The sequence below is a fragment of the Rhodococcus sp. IEGM 1351 genome, from assembly GCF_030056875.1.
Taxonomy (GTDB): domain Bacteria; phylum Actinomycetota; class Actinomycetes; order Mycobacteriales; family Mycobacteriaceae; genus Rhodococcus_F; species Rhodococcus_F opacus.
Genome location: NZ_JASHKU010000025.1, coordinates 15804 through 29324, shown reverse-complemented (window position 1 = coordinate 29324; position 13521 = coordinate 15804). Strand labels below are relative to the sequence as shown.

The window sequence follows — 13521 nt, the reverse complement described above, 5'->3', positions numbered from 1 at the left end:
CCTCATGCGTTTGTCCCTGAAAACGTGCGCAATAGGCGCTGTGAGCGCACTGGCGCTGGCGGCGTGCAGTGGTGGCGAGCCGGAAACACGCGGCGCTATACCGACTCTCGATGCCGACCTACCCGCGTCCAGCATTGTGGAGGCCGCTCAGAAGGAAGGAAAAGTGGTGTGGTACACACCTATTCCCGAGTTCGGCATCAGCGACGTGCTGGTCGGCTTCGAGAAGGCATATGGCATCAAGGTCGAGGTTGTCCGGTTCCCCGGTAACACCCTCATCCAGCGCTACAGCGCCGAGCGGGAAGCAGGCCAGGTACTCGCCGACGTCATGCACATCCCGGAGACGGCATTCTTCGAGGATTCGAAGGACAAGGGCTGGTTCGCCGACCTCAACGAATCGGAGGTTCCGGCGCTGGCGAACTGGCCACAGCAATTCATTCCCGATGATCATTACGTCATGGTCAATACACAGCCGATCGGGATCACCGTCAATACCGACGAGTTCGATCCGGCCGAGGTGACGTCATGGGATTCGCTGCTCGACAAGCGCGCGTCGACCCGGTTCGCGATGGTCGACCCGACGAACAATCCGTACTATCTGGCTTGGCTTCGGATGCTCGAGGAGCAGTACGGCCCCGAGTTCCTGGAATCGATTGCGGCGCAGTCGCCCAAGAAGCTCGACAGCGCTGTTCCGGCAGCGCAACAGGTTGCGGCCCATGAATCCGTGCTGATGGCGCCGGCCGCCGTGTCGGGTTCGTTGGCTCTGCAGAACGAGGGCGCGCCGATCGAGACCGTCTACCCGGAACCAACAGTGGGTATCGAGGGGTACGTCGGGGCATCGGCCGACGGTCCGCACCCCAACGCGGCCAAGCTGTTCGTGAACTATCTGCTTACGCGTGCGGGGCAGGAGGTGCTGAACAGGGGATATGCGGCGTCACCGCTGCCCGATATCCCTGACTCGATTCCGATGCCCGAGGGGTACACGCGGGCCGATACGGCGGCCGCGATTGCCGAGAAAAAACGTCTGCTGGGCCTGATCGGCCTGTAGTCCGACTATCGGGTGTATGCGATAAGGCCACCGCTTGACCGACCCACCGCTGAAGGCGGGAAGGGTGGGCGGTGGCCGTCGTGTTTCGAGGCGCACTGGCCAAATCGAGATCTGGATCACTTCCTGACTTGATTATTCGAACTATTCGCATTATTCTGTTGTTACAGCGTTTGCTCGCGCATCCTTCGAGCCGCTCGGTCGGCTCTTGCGGGATAACGACTTTCATGAGAATCCGCGCCTCTCCTATTCCGAGGAGTCTTGAAACGCATGTGGGATTTCGAAACTGACCCAGAATTCCAGGAAAAGCTCGACTGGGCCGACCAATTCATGACGAACGAGGTCGAGCCGCTGCAGTACGTCATCAAGCACCCGCTCGACCTGAGCGATCCCGTGCGCCAGGAGTTGATTCCTCCGCTCCAGGAAGAAGTGCGCCGGCAGGGTCTGTGGGCGTGCCACCTGGGTCCCGAACTCGGCGGCCCGGGATATGGCCAGCTCAAGCTCGCCCTCCTCAACGAGATTCTCGGTCGTAGCGGACCGGGACCGACCGTGGGCCCGATCGTCTTCGGTACCGCCGCCCCCGACACGGGCAACGCCGAGATCCTGGCGCATTACGGCACTCCAGAGCAGAAAGATCGCTACCTCAGGCCCCTGATCGACGGCTCGACGTTCTCGGCCTTCTCGATGACCGAACCTCAGGGGGGATCCGACCCGAAGGTATTCACCACCACTGCCGTCGAGAACGGCGACTCGTGGGTGATCAACGGCGAGAAGTGGTTCTCCTCGAACGCGCGCTGGGCGGAAGTCCTCCTTGTGCTGGCGGTGACCGAGCCGGAGGCGCACATTTCAAAGCGGATGTCGATGTTCGTCGTACCGGTGCACACTCCCGGTGTCGAATTCATCCGCCACGTCCAGGTGGCCGGCTGGGTCGAGGGCGACGGCGGCGGCGATCACAGCTACATCCGATACAACAACGTCCGGATTCCCAAGGACGCTCTCCTCGGAGACCGTGGCCAGGGCTTCGGTGTTGCGCAGACCCGACTCGGTGGCGGCCGCGTCCATCACGCGATGCGCAGCGTCGGCCACATGAAGTTGGCCCTGGACATGATGTGCGAGCGGGCACTCTCGCGCACCACGCAGGGCGAGCAGCTCGCGCAGAAACAGCTCGTGCAACAGATGATCGCCGAAGCGTGGATGGAAATCGAACAGTTCCGCCTGCTCGTGCTCCAGACCGCGTGGAAGATCGACCGCTACAACGACTACAACAAGGTCCGGATGGATATCTCGGCTGTGAAGGTCGTCGCCTCGAAGGTGTTGTCCGAAGTAGCAACCAAGGCACTGCAGATCCACGGCTCATTGGGCCTGTCGGAAGAGATGCCATTTGTCAGCATGCTCGTCAACGGCCTCCACGTGGGTCTCGCCGACGGCCCGAGTGAGATCCACACCCTGGGCGTCGCGAAGCAACTCCTGACGCAGTACAAGCCGACCGACGGAGTCTTCCCATCCCAGCACATTCCCACCCTGACCGAACAGGCGCGCACGAAGTACGCGTCCACTCTCGTGAAGCACGGTAAATGACGATGATCACCGAAACCGGTCGCGCGCTGCGTGAACGCGCACAAGGACGTAAGGCCCCGCAGCTGCAGCAGGCCCTCGTCGAACTCGACGGCAAACTCGGCCAGTGGTCCGACGAGTTCATCTTCGGTGACGTCTGGGACGGCGACGAGATGTCGTTCGAGGAGTGCATGCTCGTCGCGATCACCGCGTTGGCCGCGACGGGACGTACCAACCAACTGCGCAACTACCTGCACGGGGCGCTGCAGAACGGGATCCCCGCTGACAAGCTCCAATCCGCGCTGCGGATGCTCGTCGTCTACATCGGCTTCCCCGGCGCGATCGGTGCGCTGCAGGAACTACAGACGGCGGTCAAGGTACACGAACGGGCACAGAAATGACGTCGACAGTAACTCGGACCATCGCCGAGCACACGGCTGATCTCGCAGAATGGATCGGAGAGAACAGCGACACCTTGGACAATTTTCGTCGTACGGTGGCGGGTGGGGTACGCGCAGAAATTGAGCACAATCGCGAACTGATGACCCTGCTGTACGAGGCCGGTTGGTCGCGGTGGGGTTGGCCCGAGGAAGTCGGCGGCCTGGGTGGTTCCGAGCTACACCGGGCAGCACTCTACGACGGGCTGGGCGCCGCCGGAATCGAAATACCCGAGGTCTTCGTCATCATCGAGACGGTCGCGCCGGTCCTGGCGCACTACGCGCCCGAGCTCGCGGCCGATCACCTCCCGGCCTATCTGCGCGGCGACGAGGTCTGGGGACAAGGATTCTCCGAACCCGAGGCCGGCAGCGACCTCGCCTCGGTACGCACCTCCGCCCGCGCCACCGACGACGGCTTCCTGCTCAACGGGCAGAAGATCTGGATGACCCTCGGCCCCAGTGCGGACTACGCGTTAGTGCTCGCCCGGACGGGTACCACCGAGAGTCGCCACCGCGGCCTGACGATGCTCTGGGTGAACCTGGCATCGGCGGGCGTCACGGTGCGGCCCATCGTCGCGGCGAACGGCCGCGAAGAGTTCGCGGAAGTGTTCTTCGAAGACGTCGAAGTCCCCGCCGAGTACCTGGTGGGTCCGCAGGACGGCGGTTGGGGCGTTGCTATGTTCCTGCTGCAGTACGAGCGTGGAATGTATGCGTGGTTGCGCCAATCGATCCTGCACCACCGACTCTCCGCGGTCGCGGGCCGCGTACGTCCGGGCGTCACCCGGCTCTCGCGGGCCGTCGGGGAGGCCTTCGTCCTGTTGGCGGCGCTTCGTGCCCGCAGCGTCACGACCGTGACTGCGCTTGCCGAGGGACGGAATCCGGGCCCGGTGGTGTCCGTGGACAAGATGCTGTTGTCGTCCGCGGAACGCGCGACGTTCGAAGCGGCCCGAAAGGCACAGTTCGAGGAGTTTGTCGTCAGCGATGACCTCGAATCGACGACGTTGCGTGACGAGTGGTTCTACAGCCGCGCGACCTCGATCTTCGGTGGCGCCGTCGACGTGCAACGCGACATCGTTGCGCAGCACGTGCTGTGCCTGCCCAAGGGAGGGTCATGAATCCAGACGAACTCGAGCTGATCACAGGCACCGCCTACCGCCTGTTCGAGCAGGGCGACAGCTACGCGCTCGTGGACGAGTTGGTGGGTGCGGGTCTCGAGAAGGAATTGCACTCCGACGACGAGCTCACCGGGGCGCTGATGACACTTCAGGGACGCGTGGGCGCAACCTCGACCCTGCTCTCGCTGATCGTCAGTGGTTCCGCGTTCGACCCCTCCTGGACGGCCGTGCTGCCCTTGCTGGGTACCCACGCCGCGCCCGGACAGCGGCAGGGCGACCTCGTGGTCGACGGCCTCGCGATCAACCCACACACGGCCGGTCCATACCTGGTGTATACCCCGGAGGGGGCGGTGCTCGTACCGTCCGACGGCGTGATCACCACGCCGGCGAACGGGCTCGATCCGGACCTGGGCCTGCACACCGTGATCGGCACTGTGGCGTTGGGATCCTGCACCCCAGTGGACGGGTTGCGGTGGGACGACGCCGAGGTGCGTGCCCTGCGCGCTGTCGCCTACGAGCTAATCGGACTCGCCGAACGTGCCCTGACCCGGGCAGTCGAGCACGTCACCGAACGCAAGCAGTTCGGCAAAGCGATCGGCACCTTCCAGGTGGTCCAGCATCGGCTGGTCGACGCGAACACGGCCCTGGCGGCCGCGAAGGCCGTCCTCGAATCCACTCCCGGCTCGGATGACCTGCTCGCAGCGCTGGCGGCAAAGGCTTGGGCGGGGCGAGCTGCCCGCGAAGCGGTCGATGCAGCCCAACAGTTCTGCGGGGCCATGGGGTTCACCTGGGAGTTCGGCCTGCACCAGCTGGTACGCCGGATCACAGTAGTCGAAGCACTCTTCGGCGACTCGGAACAGGTCATCGAGGAGATCGGCAACATCCTGGTCGGCCGCTCGGATGCCCCCCGCCTGGCCGCACTGTGACCACGCAAAATGCACAAACCGCGAACACGGAAAGGAGGGCTCAATGAAGAACGTCGCAATCGTCGGTGTCGGTATTCACCCATTCGGTCGGTTCGACTACGGCTACCGGCAGATCGGTGAAGTCGCCATGCGGGATTGCCTCGCCGACGCGAAGCTCCAGCCCGAGGATGTCGACATGGTCCTCGTGGCCAACGTCGGCGCCGAAATGGCCAAAGGTCACAACATCGTCAATCGTGTGCGCTACATCGGCAAGCCGATCATCAATGTCGAGGCCGCATGTGCCTCGGGCGGTTCGGCATTGTCGCTCGGCGCATCGCTCATCGAGTCGGGTGCGGTAAAGACGGTGCTCTGCCTCGGTGTGGAGAAGGCGCCCCGCGGGTTCATCGCCGGCGCAGGCTTCGAGAACTGGCAGATCGAATCCGGATTGGGCGTCAACCCACTGTATTTCTCCTTCCAGGCGCAGGACCTGATGCGCACCACCGACGCCACCCTCGAGGACCTGGCCGACGTCGCGGTGAAGAACCACGGCCACTCGGTCCACAACCCCCACGCGATGTATCGCAGGGAATTCACCCGCGGCGAAGTTCTCGCGAGTCGCCCCGTCTGTGACCCGTTGACGCTTCTCATGCTGTGCACACCCAACGAAGGTGCGGCCGCCGTGGCACTGATGGACAAGGACGAGGCCGCCAAGCGCGGGTTCGACAACTCCATCCGGATCGGCGGCATCGGCCTCGCCTCCCGGGCGACCGACGACTGGTTCGTTCCAGCGCCGTCGCTGCAGTCCGAGATGACCAGCATCAGTGCACGCGCCGCGGACACGGCCCTCGAGCAGGCCGGAATGGGTGTCGACGACATCGACCTGGTGGAGTGCCAAGACACGGATACGGCGTCCGAACTCATCGCCTACAGCGATCTGGGTCTGTGCAACAAGGGCGAGGAAGCAGAGCTGCTACGTTCGGGTGCAACGACACTCGGAGGATCGATCCCGGTGAACGTCTCCGGAGGGTTGTTGTCCAAGGGAGAGCCGCTCGGTGCCTCCGGCCTCGGTCAGGTCCACGAACTCGTCACCCAGCTGCGCGGCACCGCTGGGCCACGCCAGGTCAAGGACGCGAGAGTCGGGATGGCGCACGTGATGGGCGCCGGCCACAACGCCTGCGTGGTGGTGGTGCAGCGATGACGACGACCATTCCTACCGCAGACCAGCGGTACGTCCCTGCGCCGGTGGGTGAGATCACGTCCCTACTCGCGTCGACGTGCGACACCTGTAGCCGCACCCACTTCCCAACGGTCGCCGAATGCCCCGCATGTGGCGGCGTAGTACACGAGACACGCCTCTCCCGCGGCCGGCTGTCGGCCCTGACCGAGGTGACCGCCCCGCCGCCCGGAGCGCTCATCGAGCCGCCCTACCACGTCGGCATCACCGATTTCGCGGAGGGAATCCGCGTCATCGGACTGGTAGACGGCGACGACGCCGTCGTCGGCGACGAGATCGAGGTCGCCGTATTCGAGTACCACCCCGACCGGAGCACTTTCGCCTTCCGTCGCCGGATTTCGTGAGCCCCCACCTTTCGTCTACAGATTGGAACGACATGACTGCCACCCTGCCCGACAACCACGTCCCCGAAGCGCTGCGCGATGTGAAGATCATCGACTGCGACGCGCACCTGACCGAGCCCGCCGATCTGTGGACCTCCCGGGTGCCGGCGTCGATGCAGGGCCGCGTGCCGGTCCAGAAGACCATCGACGGCATCACCGCCTGGTACCTACACGACGAGGTGTGGGCAAGCACGGGCGGAAACACGATCTCGACCGGACGCGAGAAGGTTCTCGGCGCTCATGTCGTGCAACCATTTTCGAACATCGATATTTCGTCGTGGGACACCAAGGAACGCCTCGCGTTGATGGATGACCAGGGCATCCACGCGCAGATCCTGTACCCGAACGGTATCGGCTTCGCATCTAACCACGTCTTCGCAATCGAGGATGAGGTCGAGCGCACAACCGTCCTGCAGGTCTACAACGACTTCCTCATGCAGACACAGATCGAATCCAACGGTCGCCTGTTCCCACAGGCTCTACTGCCGATCTGGGACATGGACCTGACGATCAAGGAGATGACCCGCCTGATCGACCAGGGCATGCGCGGCTTCACTCTGTCCGACAAGCCCGAGCTCATCGGCCTGCCCGAGCTGCCCGAGTCCTACTTCGATCCGATGTGGGAGCTGTTCAACCAGACCGGGGCGGTGCCCAACTTCCACATCGGCGCCGGTGCTCGCCGCGAAGACCTGGAAGCCATGCGCGGCAACATCGGACAGAAGGCATCCGGCACCGCCGGCCCCGACGTCACCGGTGTCGCCAAGCCGGCATGGCGGTCGTTCGGCAAGCAGCGGCAGCTCGCCGTGGGTGCAACGCAGATGTTCATGTCGAACGTGCGCATCATCGTCAACCTGTGCATGTCCGATCTGTTCGACCGCTACCCGAACCTCAAGGTCGTCTCGGCCGAGTCGGGTATCGGCTGGATCCCCTTCATCCTCGAGGCGATGGAATTCCAGTTCGATGAGATGGTCACTCACGACCACGAGCTGGCGGCGGCGAAGCGCCGGCCCACCGAGTACTTTCGGGACCACCTGTTCGCGATGTTCTGGTTCGAGGAGATCGGCGCGGCAAAGCTGCTCGAGGACATCGGCATCAACAACGTCCTGGTCGAGACGGATATCCCGCACCCGACCTGCCTGTTCCCCGGGCCGCGCGAGCACTTCGCGCGAGTCATGAGCGGGCTTCCGGAGCACACGATCAAGCGGGTGCTGCAGGACAACGCCGCCGAGCTCTACAAAATCGACATCAGCTGACGAAGAGGCTGCGTGCCCCGGTCGGGGCACGCAGCCCGGATGCCCCGCTCAGTAATCTCATCGAAGGAAACCCATGAGTACACCCGAATTCGGCTCGGACAAGAGGTTCGCCGGCAAGGTCGCGATCGTCACCGGCGCATCGCGGGGAATCGGCCTGTCGGTCGCTCAGCGGTTGGCCGCCGACGGCGCCGCCGTCGTCATGAACGCCCGCAAGCCAGACATTCTTGCCGAGGCAGTCGAGGAGATACAGAATGCGGGTGGACGTGCGGTCGGTGTCCCCGGGAGCATCAACTCGGAGACCCTGCCCGGTGCATTGGTCGACGCGGCCCACTCCGAGTTCGGTTGTCTCGATGTGATCGTCAACAACGCGGCCACATCCGCGTCGTACGGGCCACTGATGGACGTGACGAAGGATGCGTTCCACAAGACCATGCTCGCCAACACATGGCCGGCGCTGAACCTCGTCCAGTTGGCTGTGGCAGCCGGCATGCAGAACGGTGCGGTCGTCAACGTGCTCACCACCGGCGCCGAACGGGTGCATCCGGTCACCGGCCCCTACACCGCAAGCAAGGCGGCACTGGCGAGTCTGACCACCACCCTCGCGCGAGAGCTGGGGCCGAAAGGCATTCGCGTGAACGCTGTTTCGCCCGGGCTGGTGCGTACCGAACTCGCCCGTGCACTGTGGGACGGCGAGCGCGGACCTCAGGAGGAGCGGCTCGTCCCGCTCGGCCGGCTGGGCCAGCCCACCGACATCTCGTCGGCCATCTGCTTCCTGCTGTCGGACGAGTCGGAATGGATCACCGGATCTACCATCCGCATCGACGGTGGACGCATCCACGTCGGCGGCGAGCCCGCTGACCTGATCGGGGTCTACTGATGGGATCGCAGGATTTTCCTGGTCTCGAGGACGCCATCAACGAGGCACTCTCCAAAGACGAGCCCGGCTCGGCCGTCTCGTCGGTCGAGGTGCTCGAAGGAGGGCACTCGGGTATCACGCTCGCGGCGAAGAAGGCCGACACCGATGGTGTCGCCGGGGTGGTCATCAAGGTCGCTCCTCCCGGCCGGCCGCCGAGAGGACGCCACGACGTTCTTCGGCAGGCCCATATCCTCGACGCGCTGGTGGACGTCGACGGGCTCGTCGTCCCCCGGGTTCTCACCCGCGGATGGGGGGAGTGGACGTTCTATGTGATGGAACGTTGCGCCGGCGAAGCCGCCGAGCCCGTCCTGGATTCCTCGACACGGGTTTTCGACCACGGCGTCGTCCGTGCCCGCGCAGAGGCCGCCGCCCGGATGCTCGGCGTACTGCATCGCCAGCCGATCACCGCGGTCGCCGGAGCGGACTCCGAAACACCCAATATCGAGGCCGAACTCACCCGGTGGGCGAAGGTTGCGGCCGCGGCCTACGAAGATGATGCACCCGGTATCTCGGCGCTACCCGACGCGCTGCGAGCGACGATGCCCTCCACCGTCGAAGCCCCGGTCCTCGTCCACGGCGACTACCGACTGGGCAACGTCCTCTTCGACGGGGTAACCCCCACCGGCATCATCGATTGGGAGATCTGGACCGCGACGACTCCCGGCGTCGACATCGGCTGGTTCCTGGCCTTCTGCGACCCGAACCTGTTCCCCGGAGTCGGTGCACCGGTGGAGGGCATGCCAACGGCGGATGAGCTTCTCGCGACGTATTACTCCGCCGGTGCGTTCCGCATCGCGGATATCGACTGGTTCCATGCGTTCGGCCGGTTCAAGCTGGCCGCGGTGATGGCCCACAATCTGCGTCGTCACCGCGAAGGACGCCATGTCGACCCGTTCCAGGAGCAGTTGCCCTCGACCATCGCGGCGCTGATCAACTCGGCTCGGACCATTTTGGACGGTGGCAGGTGAGATCCGGGCTGCCGCTCGGGCCCGGTTCCATCGGAATCGGGCTGACCTCGAGTGCGGGACCGGCGGAGGATGCGGTACGTCGGTTGCGGCGTGAGGCCTACGCCGCAGCGGACTGCGGCTTCGACGGTGTGACGCTGAGCGAGCATCATGGCGGCTTTCCTGGATACTTCCCGAACCCGATTCTGTTGTGCGGCCTGCTTCTGGCCGACATGCGCCACGGCTGGGCGGCGGCGTCACCGAGCATCCTGCCGCTGCGCAACCCCTATAGTGTCGCCGAGGATCTCGCCTGGATCGGCGCTGCATACCCGGGCCGGGTCGCCGCAGGGTTCGTCCCCGGTTATCAGGAGCGGGACTTCGACGCGGTGGGTGCCGATTTCGAGACGCGGTCGGCCACCTTCTGGTCGCATCTGAGCACCCTGACCGGTGTCCTGCGCCCAACGGACGTGCCGCACCCAGTGCTCTCCGCCGACGCCGCGATCGCCGACGCCCGAGTTCGAGACCTGACCGTACTGGTAGGTGTGGCCGGTCCGCTCGGCGCCCGTCGGGCAGCGAACGCCGATGTCGGTCTGTTGTTGATGTCACTCGACAGCGCGGCAGCCACCGCAGCCCTGATCGGGCACTACGAGGAGGCGGGCGGCAACCGGAGCTGTGTCCTGATCAGGCGCGTGTGGGTCGGGGACTCGGCAACCGCGGATCGCCGCCACGACCTGTGGTCACAGGCATCGTCAGGACGCGAGAAGTGGCTGACCACATCGCCGAACAGCGTCATCAGCGGCGAACCCGGCGCGGTTGCCACCACCCTCGTCGACGACCTGCGGACATCTGGTGCCTCGGCGCTCAACATCCGAGTCAACGTCGACAAGGCGAACCCCGCCGACGTGTTACGCCAGATCGAACTGATCGGAGCGGAAGTCCTTCCCCGCGTCCGATCGTCGATGGGCTGGCAGGTGCCGGAACCATCCACTGCACTCACGAGAGGAATTCAATCATGACTACGAACAACGCGTCAGGTCCGCGTGGAGGTGTGCTCTCCGGCATCAAAGTGGTGGAACTGGCCCACGTGATCGCGGGCCCGCTGGCCGGCACCCTGCTCGCCGATCTCGGCGCGGACGTCGTCCATGTCGAAGCGCCGGGCACCGGGGACACCGCACGCTTTCAAGGTCCGGACAAGGACGGAGTCCGGTTGTGGTGGAAGGTATCCGGACGCAACAAGCGATCGGTGACCCTGGATCTACGTCAGCCCGAGGGCAGGGAGCTCGCCCGGGAGCTGATCGCGTGGGCCGATGTGCTCATCACCAACATGCGGTACTCGACCCTCGAGAAGTGGGGCTTCGACTGGAACACCCTGCACGCACAGCATCCCAAGCTCGTGATGCTGCAGATCTCCGGCAACGGCGCCACCAGCTCCGCCCGCAACGACCCGGGATTCGGCAAGGTCGGCGAGGCCCGCAGCGGTGTCGTGCACCTGACGGGCTTCCCGGACGGACCGCCCGTTCACACCGGCTTCTCCCACGGCGACAGTGTGACCGCACTCATGGGTGCCTTCGGTATCGCCTCGGCACTGGTGCGACGAAATGAGCCGGACTTCACCGGCGAATGGATCGACATCGCGTTGTTCGAGCCGCTCTTCCGCCTCATCGAATGGCAAGTCATCATTGCCGATCAGCTCGGCACCGTGCCCAGCCGGGCAGGCAACCAGCTGGCGGTCGCCCCGGCGGCGGTGGTGAACACGTTCCTCACCGCCGACGAGGTGTGGATCACAGTAACTTCGGGAACCCCACGGTCGGTGCAGAAGATCGCGGAGATGCTCGGGGAGCCGGCTGAGGACTACCGCACCGTGCAGCAGCAGACCGCCCGCAAGGAGCGGCTCGACACCCTCCTGCACAAGTGGATGAGCGCCCGCACCGCCGACGTCGCCATCAAGGAAATGGCCGATGGGGAGGTGGTGGGTTCGCGGGTCTATTCCGCGGCCGACATCCTCGAGGATCCGATCTACGCCGAGCGCAAGGACATCATCTCGATCGAGGATCGCGACCTCGGGTCCGTCAAGATGCAGGGCGTGATACCGCGCATGCACCAACATCCAGGCTCGGTGTGGCGGACCGGGGCTCACCTGGGGGAGGACAACGATCTCGTCCTCGGTGACTGGCTCGGCAGGAACGCTGCCGAACTGGTCGCCCTCGCTAAGAAGGGTGTGATCTGATGTCTGCACATCGTGGCCGCCATAATTACCGAACCATCAAGAGCATCCTCGAGACACCGATCATGGACGATCACAAGTGGGGGAAGCTGCCCAACATTCCCGCCGACATGATCTTCCTCGACCTCGAGGACTCCGTGGCGCCGAATCTGAAGGAGCAGGCGCGCGAGCGCGTCGTCCGCTCGCTCGCGGAGAAGGCGTTCGACGGTGAGAAGCTGCTGCTGCCGCGCGTCAACCACCTCAGCACCCGGTGGGGCAGGGAGGACGTCGAGGCGCTCGCGGCCGCCAAGCCGGATGTGGTGGCGTATCCCAAGATCCGGTCTGCCGCATGCGTCGACGAGGTACTCGAGGCGTTCCGTGCACACGGTGCCGATCCTGATATCTTCGCGATCATCGAGACCGCGGAGTCGGTGCTGAATGTCCGTGAGATCGCGTCACATCCGAGCGTGATCGGCTTGATGTCCGGACCTGCGGACATCAGCCTGGATGCGGGTATCGAACTGTACGAACCCGGTGGTGCACTCAATCGGATCTTCCTGGTGACCAAGGCGCTCACCGTGCTCGCCGGTGCCGCCTACGGTTTGGCTGTCACGGACATCGCCTACGCCGAGAACATCCGGGACCTCACCGAGATCCGCCGCCGCGTCGAGGATTCGCGGCGTATGGGCTTCACCACCATGACGACCTTCTACCCGCCACACGTCGACATCATCAACGATGTCTTCAGTCCCGGGCACGAGGAGATCGCAGCCGCACAAGCGATCGTCGAGACCTACGAGACGGCACTGTCGGAAGGAAAGGCTGCGGCCCTGACCGAAGCGGGCACCCCAGTGCTTGTGCACGAGTATGAGAAGGCGCTCGCACTCCTCGCACGGTGAGTAGAGCCGAGGACCGATTCGACCGAAACATAGTGGAAACGAGGTAAGTATGGACGCCGTCGACACAGCCCTGATGATTCTCCGGGTGACTCTCGGCGTTGTGATAGCCGCACATGGCTACGCGAAATTCTTCCGCGGTGGGCGGATTCCGGGGACAGCAGGGTGGTTCGAGAGCATCGGAATGAAGCCGGGACGATTCCATGCTCTTCTCGCAGCGTCGACCGAGGTGGCAGCGGGAATTCTGTTGGTGCTGGGAATGCTGACACCGCTCGCCGCGGCGCTGGTGATCGCCCTGATGCTCGTGGCTGCGTGGACAGTACACCGCGGCAACGGTTTCTTCATTGCCGGAAACGGCTGGGAATACAACCTCGTGTTGGGGCTGTCAGCCTTCGTCCTCGCGGTGGCCGGGCCAGGGACCGTCAGCATCGACCATGTGCTCTTCGGTGAGCACCCGCCGATCGGAGTCCTCGGTGGAACGGTCGCAGCCGTGGTGGGACTGGCCGGAGGCATTGGCACTCTCGCGCTCTTCTTTCGACCGGCCACCGTAGTGCTATCGCCGGGCCCAGAGCGGGCCGCCGGTAGCAAACAACCCTGAAATCGGTCATCACACAGCATTCATGGAGCAGGACAATGAAC

Annotated in this window: 14 protein-coding genes; all 14 read left to right on the top strand. The window is 64.6% G+C overall.

The genetic code is table 11. From position 1 onward, the window contains the following. Window positions 1-4 precede the first annotated feature (4 nt). The 14 genes from QM806_RS32620 to QM806_RS32555 all read left to right on the top strand — a co-directional run bounded on the left by QM806_RS32620 (window position 5) and on the right by QM806_RS32555 (window position 13480). A complete protein-coding gene (locus QM806_RS32620) occupies window positions 5-1045 on the top strand; it encodes an ABC transporter substrate-binding protein (protein ID WP_120660245.1) in 1041 nt (346 codons plus the stop codon). A gap of 267 nt (window positions 1046-1312) precedes the next feature. Then, window positions 1313-2620, top strand: coding sequence for an acyl-CoA dehydrogenase family protein (locus QM806_RS32615; protein ID WP_120660246.1), 1308 nt, complete (start codon window positions 1313-1315; stop codon window positions 2618-2620). Next, window positions 2617-2997, top strand: coding sequence for a carboxymuconolactone decarboxylase family protein (locus tag QM806_RS32610; protein WP_120660247.1), 381 nt, complete (start codon window positions 2617-2619; stop codon window positions 2995-2997). Before QM806_RS32615 ends, QM806_RS32610 begins: the two co-directional genes overlap by 4 nt. Beyond that, the gene (locus tag QM806_RS32605; RefSeq protein ID WP_120660248.1) at window positions 2994-4148 is read left to right on the top strand and encodes an acyl-CoA dehydrogenase family protein; all 1155 of its coding nucleotides are present in this window, start codon (window positions 2994-2996) and stop codon (window positions 4146-4148) included. Before QM806_RS32610 ends, QM806_RS32605 begins: the two co-directional genes overlap by 4 nt. Then, window positions 4145-5074 (top strand): acyl-CoA dehydrogenase family protein, encoded by a 930-nt coding sequence (locus QM806_RS32600; RefSeq protein WP_120660249.1) that lies wholly within the window; start codon window positions 4145-4147, stop codon window positions 5072-5074. The genes QM806_RS32605 and QM806_RS32600 overlap by 4 nt, the downstream gene beginning before the upstream one ends. A gap of 43 nt (window positions 5075-5117) precedes the next feature. Next, window positions 5118-6251 (top strand): thiolase family protein, encoded by a 1134-nt coding sequence (locus QM806_RS32595; RefSeq protein WP_166680643.1) that lies wholly within the window; start codon window positions 5118-5120, stop codon window positions 6249-6251. Further along, window positions 6248-6631 (top strand): Zn-ribbon domain-containing OB-fold protein, encoded by a 384-nt coding sequence (locus QM806_RS32590; protein ID WP_120660251.1) that lies wholly within the window; start codon window positions 6248-6250, stop codon window positions 6629-6631. The genes QM806_RS32595 and QM806_RS32590 overlap by 4 nt, the downstream gene beginning before the upstream one ends. A 32-nt stretch (window positions 6632-6663) precedes the next feature. Further along, window positions 6664-7923 carry an amidohydrolase family protein gene (locus QM806_RS32585; RefSeq protein WP_133985533.1) on the top strand — a complete coding sequence of 420 codons (1260 nt, stop codon included), beginning with the start codon at window positions 6664-6666 and terminating at the stop codon, window positions 7921-7923. A gap of 73 nt (window positions 7924-7996) precedes the next feature. Then, a complete protein-coding gene (locus QM806_RS32580; RefSeq protein WP_120660253.1) occupies window positions 7997-8800 on the top strand; it encodes an SDR family oxidoreductase in 804 nt (267 codons plus the stop codon). Continuing rightward, entirely contained in the window at window positions 8800-9807 is a 1008-nt protein-coding gene (locus QM806_RS32575) for a phosphotransferase family protein (RefSeq protein ID WP_210460405.1), read from the top strand. Before QM806_RS32580 ends, QM806_RS32575 begins: the two co-directional genes overlap by 1 nt. After that, the gene (locus tag QM806_RS32570) at window positions 9804-10799 is read left to right on the top strand and encodes an LLM class flavin-dependent oxidoreductase (RefSeq protein ID WP_167116091.1); all 996 of its coding nucleotides are present in this window, start codon (window positions 9804-9806) and stop codon (window positions 10797-10799) included. The genes QM806_RS32575 and QM806_RS32570 overlap by 4 nt, the downstream gene beginning before the upstream one ends. Further along, window positions 10796-12010: a CaiB/BaiF CoA transferase family protein gene (locus tag QM806_RS32565; RefSeq protein ID WP_283294067.1), complete on the top strand. Its 1215-nt coding sequence runs from the start codon at window positions 10796-10798 to the stop codon at window positions 12008-12010. Before QM806_RS32570 ends, QM806_RS32565 begins: the two co-directional genes overlap by 4 nt. After that, window positions 12010-12885, top strand: coding sequence for an HpcH/HpaI aldolase/citrate lyase family protein (locus QM806_RS32560; RefSeq protein WP_133985525.1), 876 nt, complete (start codon window positions 12010-12012; stop codon window positions 12883-12885). Before QM806_RS32565 ends, QM806_RS32560 begins: the two co-directional genes overlap by 1 nt. A 49-nt stretch (window positions 12886-12934) precedes the next feature. Beyond that, the gene (locus QM806_RS32555; protein ID WP_240960604.1) at window positions 12935-13480 is read left to right on the top strand and encodes a DoxX family protein; all 546 of its coding nucleotides are present in this window, start codon (window positions 12935-12937) and stop codon (window positions 13478-13480) included. Window positions 13481-13521: the final 41 nt, after the last annotated feature.